At 72.5% G+C, this 22,948-nt stretch carries 23 protein-coding genes; 7 read left to right on the forward strand and 16 right to left on the reverse strand.

The window, feature by feature from the left end:
- Window positions 1-6: 6 nt before the first annotated feature.
- From ISP_RS18260 to ISP_RS18270, 3 genes are read right to left on the reverse strand one after another with little or no spacing between them, the layout of a single operon-like run.
- Window positions 7-645 carry a TMEM175 family protein gene (locus ISP_RS18260; protein WP_013225289.1) on the reverse strand — a complete coding sequence of 213 codons (639 nt, stop codon included), beginning with the start codon at window positions 643-645 and terminating at the stop codon, window positions 7-9.
- 44 nt (window positions 646-689) lie between these two features.
- Window positions 690-1,625: an RluA family pseudouridine synthase gene (locus tag ISP_RS18265; protein WP_013225290.1), complete on the reverse strand. Its 936-nt coding sequence runs from the start codon at window positions 1,623-1,625 to the stop codon at window positions 690-692.
- A 22-nt stretch (window positions 1,626-1,647) separates the two neighbouring features.
- The gene (locus tag ISP_RS18270) at window positions 1,648-2,025 is read right to left on the reverse strand and encodes a DUF5313 domain-containing protein (protein ID WP_013225291.1); all 378 of its coding nucleotides are present in this window, start codon (window positions 2,023-2,025) and stop codon (window positions 1,648-1,650) included.
- Between the two features lie 85 nt (window positions 2,026-2,110).
- Between ISP_RS18270 and ISP_RS18275 the strand changes: the two genes are divergently transcribed.
- Both ISP_RS18275 and ISP_RS18280 read left to right on the forward strand, forming a co-directional pair.
- On the forward strand, window positions 2,111-2,548 hold the full coding sequence (locus tag ISP_RS18275; RefSeq protein ID WP_013225292.1) for a MarR family winged helix-turn-helix transcriptional regulator: 438 nt from the start codon (window positions 2,111-2,113) through the stop codon (window positions 2,546-2,548).
- Window positions 2,549-2,601: 53 nt separating this feature from the next.
- Window positions 2,602-3,483 (forward strand): TIGR03854 family LLM class F420-dependent oxidoreductase, encoded by an 882-nt coding sequence (locus tag ISP_RS18280; protein ID WP_013225293.1) that lies wholly within the window; start codon window positions 2,602-2,604, stop codon window positions 3,481-3,483.
- Here the strand turns inward: ISP_RS18280 and ISP_RS18285 are convergent.
- From ISP_RS18285 to ISP_RS18315, 7 genes are all read right to left on the reverse strand, one after another.
- Complete coding sequence (locus ISP_RS18285; protein WP_013225294.1) at window positions 3,480-4,265, reverse strand: hypothetical protein; 786 nt, start codon at window positions 4,263-4,265, stop codon at window positions 3,480-3,482. The genes ISP_RS18280 and ISP_RS18285 overlap by 4 nt on opposite strands.
- Before the next feature lie 94 nt (window positions 4,266-4,359).
- Window positions 4,360-4,620 carry a GlsB/YeaQ/YmgE family stress response membrane protein gene (locus ISP_RS18290; RefSeq protein WP_013225295.1) on the reverse strand — a complete coding sequence of 87 codons (261 nt, stop codon included), beginning with the start codon at window positions 4,618-4,620 and terminating at the stop codon, window positions 4,360-4,362.
- Between the two features lie 100 nt (window positions 4,621-4,720).
- Window positions 4,721-5,614, reverse strand: a complete 894-nt coding sequence (locus ISP_RS18295) for an MBL fold metallo-hydrolase (RefSeq protein ID WP_013225296.1) — start codon at window positions 5,612-5,614, stop codon at window positions 4,721-4,723.
- A gap of 77 nt (window positions 5,615-5,691) precedes the next feature.
- On the reverse strand, window positions 5,692-6,567 hold the full coding sequence (locus ISP_RS18300) for a helix-turn-helix domain-containing protein (protein WP_013225297.1): 876 nt from the start codon (window positions 6,565-6,567) through the stop codon (window positions 5,692-5,694).
- A gap of 120 nt (window positions 6,568-6,687) precedes the next feature.
- Complete coding sequence (locus tag ISP_RS18305; protein WP_013225298.1) at window positions 6,688-7,881, reverse strand: hypothetical protein; 1,194 nt, start codon at window positions 7,879-7,881, stop codon at window positions 6,688-6,690.
- 60 nt (window positions 7,882-7,941) lie between these two features.
- Window positions 7,942-8,487, reverse strand: a complete 546-nt coding sequence (locus ISP_RS18310) for a PadR family transcriptional regulator (RefSeq protein ID WP_013225299.1) — start codon at window positions 8,485-8,487, stop codon at window positions 7,942-7,944.
- A gap of 27 nt (window positions 8,488-8,514) precedes the next feature.
- Window positions 8,515-8,904: a nuclear transport factor 2 family protein gene (locus ISP_RS18315; RefSeq protein ID WP_013225300.1), complete on the reverse strand. Its 390-nt coding sequence runs from the start codon at window positions 8,902-8,904 to the stop codon at window positions 8,515-8,517.
- A gap of 178 nt (window positions 8,905-9,082) precedes the next feature.
- Here ISP_RS18315 and ISP_RS18320 point away from each other — a divergent pair, with 178 nt between their 5' ends.
- Window positions 9,083-9,940: a dioxygenase family protein gene (locus ISP_RS18320; RefSeq protein WP_013225301.1), complete on the forward strand. Its 858-nt coding sequence runs from the start codon at window positions 9,083-9,085 to the stop codon at window positions 9,938-9,940.
- A gap of 4 nt (window positions 9,941-9,944) precedes the next feature.
- Here ISP_RS18320 and ISP_RS18325 read toward each other — a convergent pair whose 3' ends face one another.
- From ISP_RS18325 to ISP_RS18340, 4 genes are all read right to left on the reverse strand, one after another.
- On the reverse strand, window positions 9,945-10,688 hold the full coding sequence (locus ISP_RS18325; protein ID WP_013225302.1) for an SDR family oxidoreductase: 744 nt from the start codon (window positions 10,686-10,688) through the stop codon (window positions 9,945-9,947).
- 137 nt (window positions 10,689-10,825) lie between these two features.
- Window positions 10,826-12,427, reverse strand: coding sequence for a fatty-acid--CoA ligase FadD8 (gene fadD8 / locus ISP_RS18330; protein WP_230468818.1), 1,602 nt, complete (start codon window positions 12,425-12,427; stop codon window positions 10,826-10,828).
- Between the two features lie 133 nt (window positions 12,428-12,560).
- Window positions 12,561-13,538 (reverse strand): 5'/3'-nucleotidase SurE, encoded by a 978-nt coding sequence (surE, locus tag ISP_RS18335; protein WP_013225304.1) that lies wholly within the window; start codon window positions 13,536-13,538, stop codon window positions 12,561-12,563.
- Window positions 13,539-13,675: 137 nt separating this feature from the next.
- On the reverse strand, window positions 13,676-15,076 hold the full coding sequence (locus tag ISP_RS18340; RefSeq protein WP_176742093.1) for an alpha/beta hydrolase domain-containing protein: 1,401 nt from the start codon (window positions 15,074-15,076) through the stop codon (window positions 13,676-13,678).
- Window positions 15,077-15,394: 318 nt separating this feature from the next.
- On the opposite strand from ISP_RS18340, the gene ISP_RS18345 reads away from it, so the two are divergent.
- Window positions 15,395-16,750 (forward strand): sigma-70 family RNA polymerase sigma factor, encoded by a 1,356-nt coding sequence (locus ISP_RS18345; protein ID WP_230468819.1) that lies wholly within the window; start codon window positions 15,395-15,397, stop codon window positions 16,748-16,750.
- Window positions 16,751-16,781: 31 nt separating this feature from the next.
- Here the strand turns inward: ISP_RS18345 and ISP_RS18350 are convergent, their stop codons facing one another.
- Window positions 16,782-19,085 (reverse strand): PQQ-dependent sugar dehydrogenase, encoded by a 2,304-nt coding sequence (locus tag ISP_RS18350; protein WP_230468820.1) that lies wholly within the window; start codon window positions 19,083-19,085, stop codon window positions 16,782-16,784.
- Window positions 19,086-19,304: 219 nt separating this feature from the next.
- On the opposite strand from ISP_RS18350, the gene ISP_RS18355 reads away from it, so the two are divergent.
- The 3 genes from ISP_RS18355 (at window position 19,305) to ISP_RS18365 (ending at window position 22,604) form a co-directional block, all read left to right on the forward strand.
- On the forward strand, window positions 19,305-20,306 hold the full coding sequence (locus tag ISP_RS18355) for a zinc-binding alcohol dehydrogenase family protein (protein WP_165476103.1): 1,002 nt from the start codon (window positions 19,305-19,307) through the stop codon (window positions 20,304-20,306).
- 79 nt (window positions 20,307-20,385) lie between these two features.
- Window positions 20,386-21,240: an NmrA family NAD(P)-binding protein gene (locus tag ISP_RS18360; RefSeq protein ID WP_013225309.1), complete on the forward strand. Its 855-nt coding sequence runs from the start codon at window positions 20,386-20,388 to the stop codon at window positions 21,238-21,240.
- Window positions 21,241-21,356: 116 nt separating this feature from the next.
- Window positions 21,357-22,604: a hypothetical protein gene (locus tag ISP_RS18365; RefSeq protein ID WP_230468821.1), complete on the forward strand. Its 1,248-nt coding sequence runs from the start codon at window positions 21,357-21,359 to the stop codon at window positions 22,602-22,604.
- A 50-nt stretch (window positions 22,605-22,654) separates the two neighbouring features.
- Here the strand turns inward: ISP_RS18365 and ISP_RS18370 are convergent, their stop codons facing one another.
- Complete coding sequence (locus tag ISP_RS18370; RefSeq protein ID WP_265049907.1) at window positions 22,655-22,783, reverse strand: hypothetical protein; 129 nt, start codon at window positions 22,781-22,783, stop codon at window positions 22,655-22,657.
- Window positions 22,784-22,948 lie beyond the last annotated feature (165 nt).

The raw sequence follows: 22,948 nt of genomic DNA on the forward strand, positions 1-22,948 counted from the left end.
CACGGGTCACCTTGCGCGCCGCCGGTTCTCCTGGGCCGGCTGCGGACGCCGGCGCTGCGCCCAGCGGCTGATCATGGCCGGGAAGAACAGCAACAGCAGCACGTAGTAGCCGAGGCCGGGCTTGATGAACGCCACGACCACCGCGAGCGCGAAGACGACCGTGCTCAGCACGAAAGTGCCCACCGACTCGCCGGACACCGGCTCGGTGCCCGCGCGGACCCGCGGGTCACGCCGGACGATCAGGGCCAGCGCCGTGTGGCACAGGCTGCTCGCCAGCAGGGTGCCCAGGTAGAACACCGCGGTGAAGCGGTCCGGCGGGTAGGCGCCGATGAGCTGGGTGGGGAACGGCAGCAGCGCGATGGTCAGCAGCCAGCAGAGGTTGACGACCACGAGCGGGCTGCTGTAGGCGCGCACGTGCTCGAAGGTGCGGTGGTGGATGAACCAGGACCGGCCGATGACGGCGAAGCTGAGCACGAAGCTGAAGATCTTCGCCCAGTTCCGGGTCACCGCCTCGCTCGCGGGCGCGTGCTCCGCGACCAGCTCCGGCACCAGCTCCGTGAGCGGCAGGACCAGCAACGTCAGGGCGATCGCGACCACGGCGTCGGTGAAGAACACCAGCCGCTCGGATGATCTCTCGGGTTCCACGCCGACATCCAACCACCAGGCTGTCCGCCGGCGTCCGGCGAAGTTCACGCGGGCGGCGCCGCCCAGGCCTCGGGATCGTCCCACGCGGACAGCCGGCGCGCGCTGGTGAAGCGGCGGTGCGCGCCGGTCAGCGGGTCGTCGAAGTCGAGGACCTTGGCCAGCAGCTGCAGGGGTTTCGTGAAGTCGCCCAAGGGTTTCTCGCGCAGCTGCGGGTAGAAGTCGTCGCCGAGGATCGGGACGCCGAGGCCGCTCAGGTGCAGGCGCAGCTGGTGGGTCCGGCCGGTGGCCGGGACCAGCCGGTACCGGCCGAGCCCGGCCCGGTGCTCGAGCAGGTCGACGTAGGTCTCGGCGTTCGGTTCGCCCGGCACCTCCTGGGCGGCGAGCACCCCGCGTTCCTTGACGATCCGGCTCCGGACGGTCCTCGGCAGGGTCAGTGCCGGGTCGTGCGGCGCGATCGCCTCGTACTCCTTGTGCACCCGGCGGTCGCGGAACAGCGTCTGGTACTTGCCGCGCGACTCCGGCGTGATCACGAACATCACCAGTCCCGCGGTGACGCGGTCCAGGCGGTGCGCGGGGGACAGCTGCGGCAGGTCGAGCTCGCGGCGCAGCCGCACGAGCGCCGTCTCCAGGATGTGCTGCCCGCGCGGGATGGTCGCCAGGAAGTGCGGCTTGTCGACGACGAGCAGGTGCTCGTCGCGGTGCACGACGTCGATCGCGAAGGGCACCGGCACCTCGTCGGGCAGGTCGCGGTGGAACCAGATGAACGAGCCGGGCGCGTAGGGTGTGTCGACGCCGAGCGGGCCGTCGGTGCCGTGGATGCGCTCCTCGCGCAGCATCTCCTCGATGCGGTCCGGTGCCACGCGCGGCAGCCGGTCGACGAGGTGCGCCAGCAGGGTCGGCCACTCGCCGTCGGGCAGTTTCAGCCGGGCGGGGTCCAGCCCGTGGCGGGGCGGGATCGGCGGGCGGAGCTTGCGTCTCATCGTGCCCCGACTGTAACTGTGCCTAACCCTCCGACGGCGTCCGGTAACGCGCGAGGTAGCGCGCGGTCGCCTCGGCGTTCTTCGCTTCGGCGGCCTCGGCGCGCAGGCGGCGTCCGGTGTGGTGCGGGAAGCCCTGCCGGCCGAGCCGGTGCTCGATGCTCTCCTCCATGTACGCGCACGAGTAGAAGTACGCGACCAGGGCGGCCATCAGGACCAGCGAGAGGCGCAGCCAGATCGAGCCGGGCAGCAGCAGCCACACCGTGCAGAGCGGCACGATGCCGATCGACCGCTGGAGCACGAACCGGGCTCGCCAGTGCTTCGACGTCGCATCGTGCAACGCCCAGTCGTTGTAGCGCGCGGGGAGCCGCACACCGACGGCATAACCGAACCAGCGGAGCACACTCGGTCGTTCCATGGCTTCCAGAGTACGCTAATGCTTAGCGCACTAACCATTAGCGCGATCGACGACACAGTAGGATCGGGACATGATCGACCTGGGTGAGGACCCCCTGAAGCTGGACCGGCAGGTGTGCTTCGCGCTGTCGGTGGCTTCGCGCAGCGTGATCGCGATCTACCGGCCGCTGCTCGAGCCGTACGGCCTGACCCATCCCCAATACCTGGTGATGCTCGCGCTGTGGGAGCGGTCGCCGCGTTCGGTGAAGGACCTCGGCGCGGCTCTGCGGCACGAGCCCGCGACGCTGTCGCCGCTGCTCAAGCGGCTGGAGGCGCTCGGGTACGTGACGCGCACCCGCAGCCGCTCGGACGAACGCCGGCTGACGGTCGAGCTGACCGAGACCGGCCGCGCGCTGCGGGCCGAGGCGGAGAAGATCCCGTACAAGGTGGTCGAGACCCTCGGCATGGACGTCTCCGAGCTGGAAGCCCTGCACGGCGTGCTGACCCGGGTCATCGACGCGACCGCCTGAGGAATTCCCGGCCGCGCCGCGCGTTGCTCCCGGAGAGCCTTCCGGGAGGAACCGTGCTGAAGATCAGGTTGGGCGTCGCCCCCGCGGCCGGCACCGGGCCGGCGGAGTTCGCCGGGCTGGCTGAGCGGCTGGAGGACGCCGGCGTCGACTCGCTGTGGCTGTCCGAGCTGGTGTATTCGCCCGAGGTCGACCCGATGATCGGCATGGCGCACGCGCTGGCGCGGACGGCGAAGCTGAAGGTCGGCACCGGCGTCGCGATCCTGCCGGGCCGGCACCCGGTGCTGGTCGCCAAGCAGCTGCGCACGCTGGCCGGGCTCGCGCCGAAGCGGGTCCTGCCGGTGTTCGGCCTTCGCCCCGCCCGCGCCGCGGAAACCGCCCTGTTCCCGGTGCCGCCGGGCCGCCGCGCCGCGGTGTTCGACGAGTCGCTCGTGCTGCTGCGCCGGCTGCTGGAGGAGGACGAAGTCTCGTTCGACGGCGAGTTCTTCCAGGTCGACGACGTCGATCTCGGCCCGCGCCCGGCCAACCGCCTGGACGTCTGGCTGGGCGGTGCGGCCCCTGAGGCCCTGCGCCGGACGGGCCGCCTCGCGGACGGCTGGCTGGGCAGTTTCCACACGCCGTCGCAGGCGCGCGACGCCCGCATCGCCATCCAGCGGGCCGCGGCGGAGGCGGGGCGCGAGATCGAGGAGGACCACTTCGGCCTCAGCCTGGTCGTGGCGGACCGGGGGATCCCCGGCGAACTCGCGGCGGTGGCGGAACGCCGCAGCCCCGGCGTGCCGGTGACGGACCTGGTGGCGACCAGCTGGCCGGAGGCCCGGCGGCTGGTGGAGCAGTACATCGAAGCCGGGCTGTCGAAGTTCGTGCTCCGGCCCGGCCACGCCGATTTCGACGGCTTCCTGGAGAAGTTCCAGGCGGAACTGGTGCCGTTGCAGAACTAGCCGTGGTTGAGGTTGCCGTGCACCTGGCCGACTTGGATCGCGGTGCCGTGCTGGGTGCCGCTCATGACGTTCGTGATGCTGCCCGGCGCCGGTGCCTCGATGGTGGCCTTGGCCACGGCCAGCTCTTCGGCGTAGTCGCCGCCGGCGCCGTGGCGCAGCAGGTCTCCGCTCGGGTTCGGGATGTAGAGGTAGACCGTGCCGTGGTACTCCTTGATCCGGACGTCGGCCGGGACGACCTTGGTCGCGGGTAGCTGAGCGTATTCGCTGGCCAGGACGTCTTCGAAGACCCGCTGGGAGAGCGCCACCGCGAGGAACGTCTGCTCGGGGTCCGAGCGCTCCAGCACCGCGCGCACCGGGGCGGCGTCGAGCAGCCGGTGGGTGGTGATCACGGCGCTGCCGATGGCGGCGGCCGAGGTGGTGCCCGGCGCCGGTTCGAGGATCGGGCCGACGTTCAGGCTGGCGCGCATCCGCAGCCGGACCGACCGGGCGGCGGCCCGCAGGCGCGTGTCGCGCTCGGCGAGCACGGCTTGGAGTTCGTCGAAGAACCGGGACACCACGGCGGGCAGGAAGCGGGGGTCGAAGCCGAGGCCGTAGCCGTCGCCGGTGCCGTGCGGGAAGAGGGCGGTTTCCCACACTTCGCGCAGGCCCGCGCGGGTGAACGCCTGGGAGAGCACATCGGGGATGGCGGCGGACACCATCGCCTGGGTGGCGGCGGGGTTGCTGCCGAATCCCTTGGTGTCGACGACCAGCAGGGCACGGTAGGGCGGGAGTTCGGCGAGCACGGTGACGCCTTCCTGGTGGTGGCCGCGGCCACCCCATTCTGACGGACCGCGGCCCAGCGGTGGGGGCACCGGTGCCGGTGCCCCCACCGGGGCGTCAGTCGCGGCGGTGGAAGATGAGCCGGTAGCCGGCCAGGATGATCAGGGCGCCCAGGATCGCCAGACCCCAGGTGCGCAGGTCGAAGAACGTGCCGAGCTGGGTGTGGAACAGCGTCTTGCCCACCCAGCCGCCGACGAACGCACCCGCGATGCCCAGCAGGATCGTGATGATGCAGCCGCCCGGGTCCTTGCCCGGCATGAGGGCTTTCGCGATCACCCCGGCGATGAGACCCAGCACGATCCACGCGATGATGCCCACGAGGTTGTCCTCTCGTCCGCTGCCTTTGACGGCACAGGATGGCAGGCACCGGCCCCGGGAGCGCGCCGGGCCACGCCGACGTGATCGGGATCTCACCCGGTCAGCGCCGGGGGAACGGACCCCACCCCTTGACGGCGAACGCGCCGCCGCGGCGTTCGACCTCCAGCGCGCTGTGCCCGCCGAAGTGCGCGGGCACGAGCAGGACGTGCTCGTCGGCGGCCCAGCCCAGCAGCCGCTGCCGGGTGGTGCGGGCCTGGACCGGGTCTTCGCAGAAGCAGCTGTTGTGCCCGGGTTCCGCGAGCTGAACGGGTGAGTGCAGGACGTCGCCGGCGAACAGCGCGCGATCGCCACCGGAGGCCAGTTTCACCACGCTGGAGCCGGGGGTGTGGCCGGGCGCGGCTTCGAGCCGGAGGTTCGCGTCGATCGTGTGGGTGTCCTCCCACAGCTGCACCTGCCCGGCCTCGTACACCGGCTGGATGCTGTCTTCGAAGGCGTGTTCGTTCACGCCGCCGGCGACGGCCGGGTTGCGGGCCGGGTCCCAGTGCTCGAAGTCCGCGCGGGGCATCAGGTGCGTCGCGTTCGGGAACGTCGGCACCCACGTGTCGCCGTCGAGGCGCGTGTTCCACCCGATGTGGTCGAGGTGCAGGTGGGTGTGCACGACCAGGTCGACGTCCTCCGGGCGGACGCCGGCTTCGCGGAGCCGGTCCAGGTAGTCCAGCCGGAGGTGGTCCCAGGCGGGGACGGCCGGGCGGTGCTTGTCGTTGCCCACCGCGGTGTCGATCAGGATCGTGCGGCCTTCGCTGCGCAGCAGCCAGGTCTGCATCGACGACAGGACCAGGTCGTCCGCGGTGAGGAAGCCGGGTTCCAGCTCGTGGCGGTGCTCCTGCCACGCCCGCTCCGGCAGGTCCGGGAAGAAGTCCCGGGCCGGCATGACCGGGCCGTGCTGCTCTTCGACACGGGTGACGGTGACGTCGCCGAGTTTGATTTCGGTCATTTTTCCTTCTCGGTGGGGTTTTCCGGGCACGTCGAAGCCGGCCTCCCTCGCGGGTGCCTTGGGACGGAACCGGTTTTTCAGCCGCGCGTCGGCAGGGTGCGGCGCGCGGTGGCCGTGGTGTGGGTCAGCAGGGTCATCGCCGCGTGCGACGGCGAGCCGGGTTCGGTGGTGGCGACGACGACGTGCTGCTCCTGCTCGGTGAGCAGCGCCTGGTGCGTGACCGTCAGCGCGCCCACCAGGGGGTGGTGCATCTCGTAGACGGCGTCGCCGCCGGCCTTGACGCGCTGGTCCGCCCACCACGCGGCGAACTCCGTGCTGCGGACGGAAAGCTCGCCGACGAGGGCGGCCGGGCGCGGGTCGTCCGGGTGCCGTCCCGAGGCCATCCGCAGGGTCGCCACCACCGCGCGGGCCTTGGCCGGCCAGTCGGCGTACAGCTCGCGGGTGTGCGGGTCGAGGAACACCAGCCGCGCCATGTTGGGGCGCGTCCCGGGCCGCTCGGGCGCGTCCGGCGCCAGGTGCCCGGCGAACAGCGCGTGGCCGGCGGCGTTCCACGCCAGGACGTCGCTGAACCGGCCGAGCACGACCACCGGCACGTCGCCCAGGGTGGCCAGCAGCTGTCGGAGGGCCGGGGTGACGCGCTCCGGCGCCGGACGGCGGCGCGGGGCCGGGCGGCGGGCTCCGGCGGCCAGCTCGTGCAGGTGCCGTCGTTCGGTGTCGTCGAGCCGGAGTGCGCCGGCGAGGGCGTCCAGCACCTCCGGTGAAGCGTTGGCCGACTGGCCCTGTTCGAGCCTCGAGTAGTAGGGCGCGCTCACCCCGGCGAGCTGGGCGAGCTCTTCGCGGCGCAGGCCCGGCACCCGGCGGCGCTCCCCGTAGGTGGCCAGGCCGACGTCCTCGGGCCGCAGGTGGGAGCGGCGGGTCTTGAGGAACTCGCCGAGGCGTCGTCTGGCTTCCATGCAGCAAGTATGGGCAGCGGCGGGGTGGCGCAACCACACCCTGGCGGGGTCAGGCAGGGCACCCGGAAAAACGGCCCGCCCGGGAGGAGTCCCGGACGGGCCGCGGGTGAGCGGGCCGGCTCAGCCACCGCCGTAGGTGGCCTGGGTGACCGCGAAGACGTTGCGGTTTCCCGCGCCTTCCTGCAGCGACCACAGCAGGTCGGCGCTGGTGTCGTCCTCCCAGTACGAGAGGCTCTCGCCGCTGCCCACCCAGGAGAACGTCGACGCGGCGGCCGAGGGCTTCCAGTAGTACAGCTGCTTCGCACCGGAGGAGTTGAACCACCAGCGGCCGTTGTGCGAGGCCACGCCGTTGAGCTTGTACCAGGGCAGCTGCAACGCCTGGCTCGCCGTCGTCGTCGCGGCGAAGGTGCCGGTGGAAGCGAACGGGTAGCGGATCGCCCGCGGCGCCCGGTTCGGGTAGTCGGTGCAGCCGGACGGGCAGGTGTACTCGGTCATCACGATCGACCTGCTGACGCGGTCGAGGGAGATCGACGACCACGCGAGGTTCGTGCCCGACGTCGTCTTCGAGGCGATCGTGCCGACCTGCGGCAGGACGTAGGCGTAGTTGTGGGCGTAGTACGTGCTGCCGCTCTGGTGGCCGATCTGGTCGGCGGTGCCGCCGCTGTCGGTCTTGAGGATCTTGCGCATGTCGAACACGCGCATGCCCTTCCCGGTGTCGGCGACGTAGAGGTAGTCGCCGTACCAGGACATGCCGCCGGCGTGGATCGGGATGTCCTTGAAGTCCGGTGCGTCCGCGGTCCCGGTCGGCTCGGCCAGCAGGATCTTGCGGTAGGCGTTCGGGTAGTCGGCGTCCCAGTCGACCAGGGTGATCCGGCTGCGGGACTGGTCGCCGTCGCAGCCGTCCTTGGTGTACCAGCTGACCGCGACGAGCTGGTGCCCGTCGTAGTTGCCGCCGTTCGCCGTCCCGACGGCGTCGCGGCTGGTGGTGATGCCCTGCGGGTAGTTCGCGCAGTCGGAGTTGTCGCCGCTGTCGAACCGGAAGCCCGTCGAAAGCCCGGCGACGGAGAACGAAGACGGCAGCGCGGTGCGGTCGTGGTTCGCGTTCTCCATCACGGTGTGCACGGCCGCGGTGCCCAGCGTCGAGACCAGAGCGCTGTTCACCGCGTCGAACTGGTGGTAGTCGGCGGTCAGGGTGTATTGGCCGGCGGGCAGGGTGGCCGGTGCGGCCGCGGCGGCCGCCGACGGGGTGGCGAGCACGCCCACGGCCACCCCCGCGGCGAGCGCGGCGTAGGTGAATCGACGGTGCAATGACATGGCAGCCATGGTCGGACGGCCTCGTACAAGAGCCGTACAACTCCGGTCGCGCCGGAGCCCTCAAGCCGGTGACGCGGCCGCCCGCCGGTCGAGCACCTTCAGCGCCTGCTCGCACCAGCGCAGGTTCTCCCGCTCGAACGACAACCCCCGCATCAGCGTCAGGTACGGGCCGATCCGCTCGGCGACGGCGAGGTAGTCGTCTTCGAAGCGGCCGTCCAGCAGGCGCGCGCGCAGCCGTTCGTAGCCCGCGATCTTGGCTTCCGCCCGGGCCAGCCGCTCCGCCAGCGCGCCCCGGACCGCCGTCTCGTCGCCCGCGTCCACGGCCTGCACCTGCACCAGCAGCTCGTCGCGGATCACGCCGGGGCGGGGCGGCCGGGCCGTGAACTCGTGCAGCGACCGGTACCCGGCTTCGGTCAGCGAGAACAGCCGCTTGTCCGGGCGGCGCTCCTGGTGGACCACCCGGGCCCGCACCAGGCCGTCGGCCGCCATGCGGTCGAGTTCCCGGTAGAGCTGCTGCGGGGTGGCCGCCCAGAAGTTCGCCACCGAGGCGTCGAACCCCTTCGCCAGGTCGTAGCCCGACGCCTCGCCTTCGAGCAGCGCCGCCATCAGCGCGTGCCGCAGTGCCCTACTCAACTAGTTGACTGCTTCGCGCTGGATCCGGTCGAACTGCGCCGCCATCGCCTGCGCCAGCGCCTGCGCCGCCGACAGCGGCCGGACCATCACCGTGAACTCGTCGATCAGGCCGGCTTCGTCGAGGTGGAGGAAGTCGCAGCCCTCGACCCGCACGTCCCCGATCCTGGCCTCGAAGACGAGGGCGTGCTCCCGGCCGTCGTCGCCGGTCAGCTCGCGCACGTACCGGAAATCCTCGAACACGCGGAGCACGCCGCGCAGGATGGCGGCGGTGATCGCCTTGCCGGGGTACGGCCGGAACGCCACCGGGCTGCGGAACACGACGTTCTCCGCCAGTGTCGCGGCCATGGCGTCGGGATCGCGGGCCTCGACGGCCTTGCGGAAGCTGCTCATGCCCCACCTCACCTACTCAATTTTTTGACTATCTCGGGCAGCTTACCTTTTCGCCTTGCGTGACCGCTCGACGACGCACAGCTTCACCACAGGCCTGCCACAGCTGCCCTCGCCACGCTGGCCCAAGGCCGGGTCAGGCGGAAGTCAACCGGCCATTACCCACCACGAAGGGACAGGCATGGGAAACGACGACCACGAGGGACAGCGGGTCAGCCGGCGACGGCTGCTCGCCGGCGTGAGCTCGGTCGGCTTGGGCGCACTCGTCACGGCGTGCGCCGGCCGGAGCGCGGTCACGACGTCCACCGGCGAGACGGTCGCGCTGCAGGCGGTCACCGACGCGGACCTCACCGCCCTGTTCACCGGTGCGCGGACGTGCACGCTCACCGCGTCCACCACGCAGGGGCCGTACTACTTCGACGCCGACAAGATCCGCAGTGACATCCGCGAAGACAAGCAGGGCACGAAGCTGCGGCTCGCCCTGCAGGTGCAGGACAGCGAGACGTGCAAGCCGATCCCGCACGCGGTGGTCGAGATCTGGCACTGCGACGCGGGAGGCCTGTACTCCGGCGCGGAGGCGGCGTCCGGTGGCGGCGGCACCCCGCCCACCGGGACCCCGCCCACCGGCACTCCGCCCACCGGGACCCCGCCCACCGGGACCCCGCCCGGCGGTGGGGACGCCGATCTCATCCCGACCGACGACAAGCGGTACCTGCGCGGCGCCCAGGTCACGAACCAGCGCGGCATGGTCGAGTTCACGACGATCTGGCCGGGCTGGTACCGCGGCCGCACCGTCCACGTCCACGTGATGGTGCACGTCGGCAACGAGAAGACGCTCACCACGCAGCTGATGTTCGACGAAGCGCTGAACGCGCAGGTGCTGGCGACCCAGCCGTACGCGCAGCGCACCGGCCGCGACACCTTCAACGACGATGACTCGATCTACCGGCCGAGCATGCTGCTGAAGGTGACCCGGGCCCGCGACGGGTATGTCGGTTGCATCGTGCTCAACGCCGACCCGGACCACGACGGCGTGTAGCGCCTCACGCCCGGGCGAGCCACTCGGCGAGCGTGGTCTCCGCGAGCCGCGCGCCCGGTCCCGGCAGGAGGTCTTCCGGCCCCGGCACCGCGCCGAAGTACGGCGCCTCCGGGTCGGTGACCACCTGCCGCGGGTCGGAGCGCGCGGTCAGCGCGGTGCGCACCCACTCGGCGAGCCCGAAGACCTCGGGGCCGGCGACCTCGGTGATGCCGCCGATCGGGTCCCCGGTGGCGGCCCGGCCCACGGCCGCGGACACCTCGGCGGCCGCCATCGGCTGCACACCGGCCCCGGGCAGCCGCACGACGCCGTCGGTGGTGGAGCCGTCGGCGATCCCGCCGGCGAACTCGAAGAACTGGGTCGCGCGCACGATCGAGAACGGCAGACCCGCCGCGGTGATCAGCTCCTCCTGCGCGACCTTGGCCCGGAAGTACCCGACGCCCGGCTGCCGGTCCGTGCCCACCACCGACAAGGCGACGTAGTGCCCGACGCCGGCTTCCTTCGCCGCCTCGACGACGTGGCCGGTCGAGGTCCGGAAGAAGGCCAGCACGTCGTCGTCGGCGAACGACGGCGAGTTCGAGACGTCCACCACGACGTCCGCGCCCTGGAGCGCCTCCTTCAGCCCTTCACCGGTCAGGGTGTTCACCCCGGTGCTGGGCGCGGCGGGGACCGCTTCGTGACCCTGCCCGGCCAGCCGGGTCACCAGGTTCCTGCCGATCAGTCCGGTCCCGCCGACGACGACGACCCTCATGTCCGTTCCTTCCGCTCGGCGCCGCCCGGTGGCCCCGGGACGGCTGCACATCCCGGGGACGAGAGTGCGGGCCGATCCGTGACAACGCAGGTCACTTCGCTCGAACGGAGGAGGACGAGAGGCCGCCGTATAACGGCCTACACGGTGGCGCGATGCGGTTGATACTGCGCTCGCAGGGCCTTCTTGTCCGGCTTGCCCAGCCCCGTCATCGGCAGCGACTCCGCCACGATCACCTGCTTGGGCACGTGCACCGGGCCCTTGCGCTCCCGCACCGCCGCCTGGATCTCGCCCGTGAGGCGCTCGAGGTCGTGGTCGGCGTCCTGGCGCAGGACCACCACCGCCGTCACCGCTTCGCCCCACTTGTCGTCCGGGGTGCCGATCACGCCGACCTGCGCCACCGCCGGGTGTTCGGCCACCACGTCCTCCACCTCGCGGGGGAACACGTTGAACCCGCCGGTGACGATCATGTCCTTGACCCGGTCGACGATGAACCAGAAGCCGTCCTCGTCTTCGCGGGCCACGTCGCCGGTGTGCAGCCAGCCGTCGCGGAACGTCTCCGCCGTCACCTCCGGCAGGTTCCAGTAACCGCCGGCGAGCAGCGGGCCTGCCACGCAGATCTCGCCCGGCTCGCCCGGCGCCACCGGGGCGCCGTCCGCGTCGAGCAGGGCGGTGCGCAGGAAGGCCGACGGGCGGCCGCAAGAGGCCAGGCGCGCGTCGTCGTGGTCGCCCTTGGCGAGGTAGCTGATCGCCATCGGGGCCTCGGACTGGCCGTAGTACTGGGCGAAGATCGGCCCGAACCGGTCGATCGCCTCGCGCAGGCGCACCGGGTTGATCGACGCCGCGCCGTAGTACACCGTCTGCAGCGAAGACAGGTCGCGGGTGCGCGAGTCGGGGTGGTCCATCAGCGCGTAGAGCATCGTGGGCACCAGCATGGTCGCGGTGATCTGCTGCTCTTCGATGATCCGCAGGGTTTCGCCGGGGTCGAACTTCGGCACCACGATCAGCGAGCCGCCCTTGAGCAGCGTCGGGGCGAAGAACGCCGCGCCGGCGTGCGAAAGCGGGGTGCAGATCAGGAACTTCGGTGCCTCGGGCCACTCCCACTCGGCCAGCTGGATCTGCGTCATCGTGGTCATCGCCTGCGCGGTGCCCATGACGCCCTTGGGCTTGCCGGTCGTCCCGCCGGTGTAGGTGATCGAGACGACCTGGTCCGGCGGGATCGCGGCGGGCACGAGCGGCTGCGGCTCGAACGTCGCGGCGGCCGCCGTCAGGTCCTGGCCCACGTGGGCCAGCTGCTCGGGGACCGGGCCGATGGTGAGCACCTGGGTCAGGCCCGGAACCTTGTCGAGCAGGCCGAGGGCGCGGTCGACGAAGGCGGGCACGGGGTCGATGATGAGCGTGGTGATGCCGGCGTCGGCGAGGATGTAGGCGTGGTCGTCGAGCGACCCCAGCGGGTGCAGCGCCGTGCGCCGCGAGCCCTGCAGCTGGCCGGCGGCGATGATGAGCAGGACTTCCGGCCGGTTCAGCGACAGCAGCGCGACCGGTGCGCCCGTGCCTGCCCCCAGCGCCTCGAAGGCCTGGGCGTACTGGCTGACCTGCTCGGCGGTCCGGCCCCCGGTCATCGTGGTCTCGCCCAGCACCATGACCGGCTTGTCCCGGTGGCGTTTCAGGGCGGAGACGACCAGGTGGCCGAGGTGGTTCGGATACCGCATCGCCTGCTCGTCCATCCGGGTCCCTTCCACGGCGCCAGACTAGAACACGTTACTGTTCTCGACAAGATACGGCGACCGGCCCAGGTTTGTCAGCTTGCCGGCGGAGTGGAACAGGTTCCAGTGATCCGGGGGACACGCGTGGCGCGCGTCCCCCGGATCCGCCTCAGCCCGGCAGGCGGCCGGTGTAGCCGCGGTTGACGGCGACCGCCGACACGCTCACGTACCCGTCGAACAGGGCCTTCGTGTCGCTGCCCTCCTCGAACCGGGGCGCGGGCGTCACCGGGTTGTACGACAGCTGGTACGTCCCGTCACCCGAAGGCACGTACGTCACCCAGCCCTGCGCGACCCGGCCGACCGACGTCCAGCGCACCGGTGACGGCCCGGACCCCGGCGTGACGTCCGGCTGGTTCACGTTCACCAGCACCATGTCCCGCACGAGCGACCACACCCGCGGTGACGCGAGCAGCCGGACGACGACGTCGGCCGCGGCCGCGTACGTTTCCGTCGACGGCGGGGGTGCCACGCGCGTGCCGGCGCTGACCGCCACCGTCGGCACGCCCCGCTCGACCGCCGCGGTGGCCGCGCCGACCGTGCCGGACAGGTTGATCGAAAGGTCGGTGTTCGGGCCCGCGTTGACCCCGGAAACGACCAGGTCCGGGCCGGTGGTCCAGCCGAGCCGCCGGGGCAGGACGCCGGTCAGCGCGAGCTCGACCACGTCCGCCGGCGTGATCGCCGGGCTGCCGGGGACGCACGGGACGCTGCCCTGGCACGCGCCCAGCACCAGCCCGTGCCCCGGCGCGTTCGCGCAGTCGGCGGCGAACTCGGCCGGCACCGCCGACGGCGGCGCCACGGACGCCGTGGGAGACCCGGCCGTGGACCGGCTCTTGGCGCCCTGCGACGCCCACGGGCCGACGATCGCCACGTCGGCGCCGGCCCGGCACAATGCCTGCCGGAGCACGTAGATGCCGCGCCCGTCCGACCCGTCGGGCTTCGCCGCCTGCACCGAATCGTCGTTGACCAGCAGAACCTTCTTGCCCCCCAGCGAAACCGGTCGATCGGGCCGCGGGCTGGCTTGAGCGGGCACGGCCAGCGACAGGGCGACCACCGCCGCCACCGCGACGCGCAAAGCCTTGAACCGCATCGCCACCTCCTCATCTGTTCGGAATCGGAGGGCCAGGCTAGCGGGAACGGCGGTGCCGGGGCGGTGTTTCGAGGGATCCGACGGTGCACCCGCCCCGGAACCGAGGCGGGTGCACCGTGACAATCCTTTGTGGACGGTTACGGCACCGGCGCGGCCTGTGCCCGGGCCACGGCCTCGTCGCGGTCGGGCGGCAGCAGGTAGCCCGCCCGCAGGGCCCGGTCCGCCGCCGCGGTGAACTTCGCGACGTAGGTGGTGTGGTCCGGGTACAGCTGCCGGATCCGGTCCGGCGTCAGCGGCGTGGTCGTGCCCAGCAGCAGGCACGCGCCCGGCACGTTGCCGCCGCTGTTGTTGGGGGAGTAGGACGCCACCGGGACGTCGAGATCGGGCAGCCGGACGCCGCCGAGGGCGTTCTGGTCGCCGTCGCGCAGGATGACGAGGTTGAGCAGCATCGCGATCGGCGCCGCCGTGGGCGGGGCCGCCCCGCCGCGCGCCCAGCGGTCGAGGTAGCGGAACGCGGCGTTCTCCGCGTAGCGGAACGTCATGCTGTTGACCGGCTTGTCGCACGTCGTCGGGGCGCCGTCGTTGATCGAGCGGTCCCGGGCGTTGGCCGCGTTGTAGAGGTTCAGGCCGTACTGGTCGGCGTGCGCGGTGCCGGCGACCTCCCAGGTGCGCACCTGCGCGGTGTCCTGCCGGACCGAGGCCGACGCGATGACGTCGGTCTCCGACTGCAGGACGAACACCGGGACGCCGAGATCGGTGCGGATCCGGGCCGACAGCGGCCCGACGACGCCGTCGCCGATGGGAGCGGCGAGCGCGGCCCGGCCGTGGATCATGAAGCCGTCGTAGCTGCGCCGCACCGGCTGGATCGCGTTCGCGTAGGTGGTCAGCCGCAGCGCGGACTGCGAGTGCCCGGTGCCGAGCACGATCGTCGGCGTGCGGCCGCCCAGCACCTGCGGATTCGCCCGGACCGCCTGCGCGGCCTGCGAGAAGACGTCGTAGGAAAGCGCGTCACCGCCGAGGTTCACCGCGCCGTACCGCGCCGGGTCGAGGCTCTTGAGCTTGTCGGCACCGGCTTTCTGGGTCGTCACGCCGACGTAGGCGTACCCCTCGCGGATGAAGTGCTCGTAGGACTGCGAGAAGTCCACGGGGATGTCGACGCCGAAGCTGACGTTGAGCCATTCGACCACGACCGTGCCGTTGAACCGCGCGGCGTCGCGCGGCCGCACCACGACCATCCGGGTGGTGTACGGGGTGCCGGTGGTGGCCACGCGCGTGGCCCAGCGGCCGTCGTCGGTCCACAGCCCCACCTGGTCGAACGTGTCGGCCTGGCCGGACAAAAGATACTCCTCCTCGACGTACCCGCGGGCGGCGAGGTCCAGGACGCCTTGGGCGCCGCTGACCGGCCAGCCCCGTCCGGCGTTCGCGGGCACCACCGCGACGGTGGGGGCAGCGGCGGCGGACGGCCCGGCGTGGGCGGTCCCGGTGATCAGGACGGACGGCAGGAGCACGGTCAGCAGCACGAGCAATGCTCTGCGCATGGGTGAACCCTTCTGGTGGTCGACGGTCCGCGAGCGGCTCCCGGCTCCCGTACCGTCCACATCGGACAGTGGATGGTGGCCGGTCCGGCCACCGCCGTTGTCTTTACTCGCCGGTAAAGACGGGGGCAACGCCGTGTCCGCGAACCGGCGGGAACCCACCCGGGATCGCTCAGGGATGTGACAAGTCGACGGCGTGGGCGCTCGGCAACGGCCAATTCACAGAAAGTGCTTTCGCGGCCGCAACCTTGCGCAGGTGTCACTCGTTGCGCGACTATCTCGGGACGTTCTGCACGTGCATGCGCACGGCGAGGGGGAGTGGTGACCGAAGTGGCGCCGGCGGTGGCCGAGACGACGGACGTCCCGAGCGACGCGGCTTTGATCGCGGCGGTCCGCGATGGCGACATCGCGGCGTACGGCGAGCTCTACGACCGGCACCTCCCCGCCGCCCGCCGGGTGGCGGCCGCGATCGCCGCCGACCGGGCGGAGCGCGACGACCTGATCGCCGAAGGATTCACCCGCGTACTGCGGATTCTGCGCTCCGGCGAGGGACCGGACGAGGATTTCCGGCCGTACCTGCTGACGACCATCCGGAACACGATGATCAGCTGGCGCCGGCGCGACTCGGCCGTGTCCCTGGTGGCCGAGGTGCCGGACGTCCTGCCGGGTGCGGGGAGTGACGAGCCGGTCGGCAGCCGGTTGCACGCCACGGTCGCCGCGGACGCGTTCGCGAGCCTGCCCGAGCGGTGGCGCACGGTGCTGTGGCGGACCGAGATCGACGGCGAGTCGCCCGCGCGGATCGCCGAGGACCTCGGGATGACGCCGAACGGAGTAGCCGCGCTGGCCTACCGCGCCCGGGAGGGCCTGCGCCAGGCCTACCTGGACCAGCACGTGCCCGAGGCGCGGCGGCGCAACTGCAAGAACGTCTCCGGCCAGCTGGCCCGGTGGGTCCGCGACGGCATCTCCGATCACAAGGCGCACCGGATCGCCGCCCACCTCGACCGCTGCCCGGACTGCCGGGAGCTGGCCGACGGGCTCCGCCAGCTCAACCAGGAACTGCCCGCCACGGTGGCCCCGCTCATCCTCGGCATCCCGATCGTCTCGCAGTGGCTGTCCACCACCGGCTCGCTCGCCACCTCCGGGGCCGCCGCGAGCGCCACCGGTACGGGGGCGTCCGCCCTGTCGTGGGCCACCGCGGCGAAGGTGGCGGTCGCGGGCGCGGCGCTGGTCACCACGGTGACGATCGGCGCGAGCACGTCGAGTGACGCCCCGCCGCCGCAGTCCGGCGGCGAAGGCACCACGACCCAGCCGGTGCGGACCGGGCCGCAGGCCGGCTCCCGCGCCGGAGTGCCGCCGGGCGGCGTCGCGCCGACGTCGGACGCGGCGGGTAGCGCCGTGCCCACCACCCCGGGCGTGGCACCGACGGGCGCGCAGCCTGCGGGCGAGTCGTCGGGCGTCGCCGTCTCCGGGCAGCCGGCCGCGGCCGGCAACGGCACCGCGAACAACGGCACCGCCAACGGGAACGGCAACAACGGCAACGGGAACAACGGAAACGGCCTCGGGAACGACCCGGCCGCGAAGGAATCCAAGCAGGCGGCCAAGGAGTCGTCCAAGGCCGCGAAGGAATCCGCGAAAGAGTCGAAGAAGGCCGAGAAGACGAAGAACCCCGGGGAATGACCCGGCGCCGCGTGACGCCGGGCCATCCCGGTCAGCAGGGCTGCAGCAGCCAGCAGAGCCGGTAGTTCGCCTGGTAGGTCGCCCCCGTCGCCGGCGCGACGACGTTCTGCGTCCGCGCCCCGCCGTGCGCCCAGCTGGTGAAGGCGTACTTCAGGTTCAGCGGAGGCAGGTTCTGCGGGCTGTCCGCGCTGATCGAGTTGGCCGAGCCGGCGATCACCGTCCGCGAGAACGGCGTGCGCTGCTGGGTCCCGCCGACGGTGAGCATCGCCTGGCTGGGGCTCGAGGTGAAGTTCAGCGTCACCGTCTTCGGCTGGAGGTCGACCGTCGTGGACCCGGTGCGGCCCGTCGAGTCCGTCGCGGTCAGTGTCAGCTGCAGGTACGACGGGTATTCGTGGTCCGGCGCGACGAACGACCCCGCGGCGACGCCCGGGAAGTCCTGGACGTTGTGGGTGTGGCAGGTGCCGTTGGCCGCGCAGTGCCGGATGGCCAGCCGCCAGGACAGCGCCGCGGGCGGCAGCGCGCCGTCCTGGGCGTCGACGGCGTGGCCGGAGAACGGCACCGTCTGCCCGACCGACCAGGCCAGCGTGGCGGCCGGGGTGTCGATGACCGGGACCGGGTCGAGCCCGGCCGGGGTCCCCACGGTCACCCGGACCGTGGTGGTCGCCGACGCGCCGTGGGAGTCGGTCACCCGCAGCCCGGCGTCGACCGTCGCCGCGGTCGTGTAGGTCCAGGTGGGGCGCGGGGCCGCGGAGTCGTCGTAGGCGCCGTCCGCGTCGAGGTCCCACGCATAGGCCAGGGTGTCGCCGGCGTCCGGGTCGGTGGAGCCGGTGCCGTCGAACTGGACGGTCAGGGGCGCCGGCCCGCTGGACGGCGTCGCGGTGGCCGCGGCCACCGGCGGCCGGTTGGTGCCGCCGGCGTAGCTCACCCGGCGCAGTTCGCCGCTGCCCAGCGCGACGTAGAAGAGGTCACCGCCGGGGCCGGTGAGCACCTGCACCGGCGTGTTGACGCCGGTCACGAAGGGCACCAGCTTGGTGGGGCTGGGCTGGCCGGCGACGGTCTGCATCGCCCAGATGCAGCCGCGGGAGGAATCGGCGAAGAACAGCGCACCGGCGTAGTCGGCCGGGTAGGTGCTGCCCGACTCGAAGGCGATCCCGCTGATCGAGGAGCCGCCGGTGGGACACGGGTCGGTGGCCACCACCTTGGCGTTGTGGTTGTAGGTGTAGAACGGCGCGGTCTGGCCGCCGGCGGAGTACAGCGACTCGCAGAGGTCGAGGTTCGCGCCGTCGTAGCCGGCCTGGCGTCCGGTGCCTTCGAAGCAGGGCCAGCCGAAGTTCTCGGCCACGGCGTCGCCGGCGTTCGGGACGCGGTTGATCTCTTCCCAGGTGTTCCAGCCGACGTCACCGGCCCACAGTTCGCTCGTGCCGGGCCGGAACCCGAACCGGAACTGGTTGCGCGAGCCGTAGGCGATGACGCGCCGGGCGTTGGCGTCGGTGCTGCTCGCGAACGGGTTGCCGGGCAGGCCGTCGCCGGTGTCGGGGTCGATGCGCAGGAGCGCGCCGTTGAGCAGCACGGGCTGCCCGGCCGCGCGGCGCGGGGACTGCGACCGCAGCGCCCCGCCTTCGGCCGTCGGCGGGCTGAGGTTCGTGCCGGCCGGCGCGGGCGGGTCGGCGCAGGGATTGCCGACCTGGCCGTAGTCGGCGAAGTTGAAGCTGGCGCCGTCGCCGCCGCCCGCGTACAGGGCGCCGTCCGGCCCGAAGGCCAGCGCCCCGATCGAGTGGCTGGGGAACTGCTGGCACCAGCCGGTGACCAGCGGTTTCTCGCTGACGGCCGTTCCGTCCGGGCCCATGGTGAGCCGGGAGACGCGGCCGGTCACGACGCAGCCCTGATCGGTCGCGCCCGGCGGTGTCGGGCAGGTGTCGCCCCACTGCGGCGCGGTCCCACCCGGGAGGGCGTCGAGGGTGTAGGAGACGTAGACGTACGGCCGGGCGGGGAAGGCCGGGTCGACCGCCAGCCCGAGCAGGCCGCGGTCCCAGAAGTCCTGGGTGGGCGTGCGGAGGTCGGCGAACACGGTCGCCGTCGGGTCGGCCAGGGAGTCGAACACCTTGAGCAGGCCGCTCTTCTCCGCGACGAACACCCGCCCGTCGGGGGCGAACGCGGCGGCGGTCGGCGAGGTGAGGCCGCCGATGGCGACCGTGTCGGTGAAGCCGGCGGGCACGGCGGCGGCCGGTGCCGCGGCGGCGACGGCCACCGCGAGGGCACCGGCGAGGGGCACGACCACCCCCGCCGCCAGTGCACGTCTTGATCTTCGCGGAATCGGGAAACGACGAGAACTCATCACGAACTCCTCGTGCGGCGGGGACCGGACCGGCGCGGACGCCGTCCGTTATGGCGCGTGACGCCCGAATGTTGTTACGCCACAGCCAAGAATGTGCACGAACAGCTCAATCCCGTTGGGGGTCAATGACTTACCGGCACTCGCGCGGCCGCCGCGGTGCCGCCATGCTGGTGACGTCCGGGAACGAGGAGGTCATCCGTGGTGGCGCTGCCGACGACGATGCACGCTTGGCGCGTCCTGCGGCCGGGCCCGGTGGCGGGCGGGCCGGTGGACCTGGTGCGGGCGCCGGTGCCGCGGGCGGGCGTGGGGGAGCTGCTGGTGCGGGTGCTGGTGTGCGGGGTGTGCCGGACGGACCTGCACGTGGCGGAGGGTGACCTGCCGGTGCACCGGCAGGGGGTGACGCCGGGGCACGAGGTCGTCGGCGAAGTGGTCGAGCTCGGCGCGGACGTCACGGGCTTCGCGACCGGTGACCGGGTGGGGATCGCGTGGCTGCGCGCCACCTGCGGGCGGTGCCGGTACTGCCTGGGCGGGCGCGAGAACCTGTGTCCGGAGTCGCGGTACACCGGCTGGGACGCCGACGGCGGCTACGCGGAGTTCGCGGTCGTCCCGGCGGCGTACGCGTTGCCGCTGCCCGGCGGCTATTCCGATGACCAGCTGGCGCCGCTGCTCTGCGCCGGGCTGATCGGGTACCGCGCGCTCGCACGGGCGGAACTGCCCGAAGGCGGCCGGCTGGGCCTCTACGGGTTCGGCGGCAGCGCGCACCTGACCGCCCAGGTGGCGATCGCGCGGGGTGCCGCGGTGCACGTGCTGACGCGCAGCGCGGCCGCCCGTGAGCTGGCGCTGGAGCTGGGGGCCGCGTCGGCCGGGGAGGCGGCCGAGCCACCTCCCGAGCCGCTGGACTCGGCGATCCTGTTCGCGCCCGTGGGTGACCTGGTGCTCCCGGCGCTGGCCGCGCTCGATCGCGGCGGGACGCTCGCCATCGCGGGCATCCACCTCTCCGACGTGCCGCCGCTGGAGTACCAGCGGCACTTGTTCCAGGAACGTCAGGTGCGCAGCGTCACCGCGAACACCCGGGCGGACGCGCGGGAGTTCCTGGACTTCGCCGGGCGCCATCACCTGGAGGTGAGCACGGTGCCCTACGCGCTGGACGCGGCGGACCGGGCCCTGACCGACCTGGCCGCGGACCGGGTGAACGGCGCGGCGGTGCTGCGCGCCACCTGATTTCAACGATAACGCCTCTTCGGTATCAATGATGATAACGTGGTTAGTATCAGCGTGAACATCGAGAAAGGGGTGCGCCATGATCGTCATCACCGGGGGAACCGGGAAGCTCGGCTCGCGGATCGTCGGACGGCTGCTCGAGCGGGTGCCGGCGGCCGAAATCGGGGTCAGCGTCCGTGACCCGGCCCGGGCGGCCGACCTCGCCGCCCGGGGAGTCCGCGTCCGGCGTGGTGACTTCGCCGACCCCGGCTCGCTCGCCGAGGCGTTCGAGGGGGCCGCGCAGGTCCTCGTCGTTTCGACGGACGAGCTGGGCGAGCAGGCCGTCGCGCACCACGTCGCGGCGATCGAAGCCGCGCGCTCGGCGGGGGCCAAGCGCGTCCTCTACACCAGTCACCAGGGCGCGGCGGCCGATTCGCTGTTCGCTCCCATGGCCGACCACGCCGCGACCGAGCGCCAGGCCGGCGAAGGGCCGTTCACCGCGCTCCGGAACGGTTTCTACGCCGGCACCGTGCCGCTGCTGCTGGGCGAGGCGCTCGAGACCGGTGAACTGGCCGCCCCGGCCGACGGGCCGGTGTCCTGGACGGCGCACGCCGACCTCGCCGAAGCCGCGGCGCTCATCCTCGCCGACGAGGGCCGGTTCGACGGGCCGACGCCGCCGCTGACCGCGCCGGTGGCCCTCGACCTCGGGGACGTCGCCGCGCTGCTCACCGACCTCACCGGGCGACCCGTGCGGCGAGTGGTGATCCCGGACGAGGCGTGGGTGGCCACGCTGACCGGGCGCGGCGTCCCGGCCGCGCAGGCGGAGCTGCTGCTCGGCATGTTCCTGGCCGCCCGGCGCGGCGAGTTCGCCGCGGCCCGGCCGGAGCTCGAAGCCCTGCTCGGACGGCCGGCGACGCCGCTTCGGGCGGTGCTGGCCGAGGCGCTCGAGCAGTAGCCGGGGGCGCGGCGGCGCGCCGCAGGATCCACAATGGATGGTCACGGTGGCCGGCGGTACAAAAGGCGGACCAGCCGGTGTACGAATTTTGGACCGCCGGCTGGCGTACTGCTCCCATGCGAACTCCGAAAGTGCTCCTGCTCGCGCTGGCCGTGGCGGCCGGCGCCCTGGCGCTGCCCGGGACGGCCAGCGCCGCCTACAGCGACCCGCTGACGACGACGGCCAAGCAGAACCTGGTGTGGCACGCCACGCCGGCCGCCGCGCTGACCGCGCTCGACGGCGCGCTGCCGAACGTCAGCCTCAACACCGTCGTCAACGACACCAGCTACGACATGACCGGCTGCACCACCGCGGAGAAGGCCGCCCTGCCCAAGGCGCCGGTGGCCACGAAGTCGATGTGCTGGGACGCCGACCGCGCCGGGACGACGACGTGGAGCCCCCAGGGCATCACGACCTCCGGCGACGCCGACGACGACGGCAAGTGGGGCGACGACAAGGTCATCCTGTCCGGCTGGCACGGCACCGACGCGCTCGGCCGCTACAACGACGCGCGGATCCAGGCGATCAACTACGACGACCCGGCCAAGCCGTCGTACCGGATGCTGTACCTGGCCGTGCCGAACAGCACCGGGAGCAGCTTTTCCGCGGCGCAGGCCCACATGGGCGGAATGGCCTGGTACGGCGACAAGATCTACGTGACGGCCGAAGGCAGCACCTCGACCGCCATCCGGGTCTTCAGCACCAAGCACATCCTGCAGCTGACCGACACGACGTCGAACGCGATCGGCAAGACCTCGGGCGGGTACGCCGCCTACACCTACAAGTACGCGATGATGCAGGTCGGCTACTACACCTACGCGGGCGGCACCTGCAGCATGGCCTCCGACACCGGCGTGCCGTGCTTCTCCTCGATGTCGCTGGACCGCAGCACCACCCCGGCCAGCGTCGTGACGACGGAGTACTTCTCCGACCAGAGCCTCCACGGCCGGCTCTACCGCTACCCGATGGGCACGGACTACCTGCTGGCGGCGTCATCGGGCACGGTGGCGGCGACCGAGGCGCTGCGCAGCTCGGTGGGCAACATGCAGGGCGTGCTGTCCCACGACGGCAAGTGGTACGTGGCGCACAGCTCGGCGACGGCCAACGGCCAGCTCTGGAGCCAGACGACGGCGAAGAGCGGCTCGGCGACCTGCGGCACCGGCACGACGGCCTGCTGGGCGGTCCACCCGGAGGCACTGACCTACGACTGGTCGACCGGCCTGGTGTGGTCCCAGTCGGAGTGGTCGACGGCCGACTGCACGGCGAAGGACCAGACCTGCGGCCGCTCGGTCTTCGCGGTGCCGCTGTCTTCGCTGCCCGCGTGAGCCGACGGAACGGCCGCTCCGGGGAACCTGCCGGGGCGGCCTTCCGGCGGTCAGGCGCCGGGGTGGCCGCAGGCGTAGACGTTCGCCGAGGCCAGCGTCACGCAGGCGGGACACGAATTGACCGGCCGGTCCCGCCGGCCGAAGTACGGGTGGCGGGCGCCGCACAACGCCTGGATCACGTCCCCGGGCCGGGGATCCGGGTGGCACCGGGGACAGTAGGCGTGCGCGGCGCGTTCGATGTCGGGGGGGCCGGGAACCCCCGCGCCCCCGGGCCAGTGCGCCCCCCCCCCCCCCCCCCCCCCCCCCCCCCCCCCCCCCGCCCGCCCCCCCCACCCCCACCCCGG

This window comes from Amycolatopsis mediterranei, assembly GCF_026017845.1.
GTDB classification, from domain to species: Bacteria; Actinomycetota; Actinomycetes; order Mycobacteriales; family Pseudonocardiaceae; genus Amycolatopsis; species Amycolatopsis mediterranei.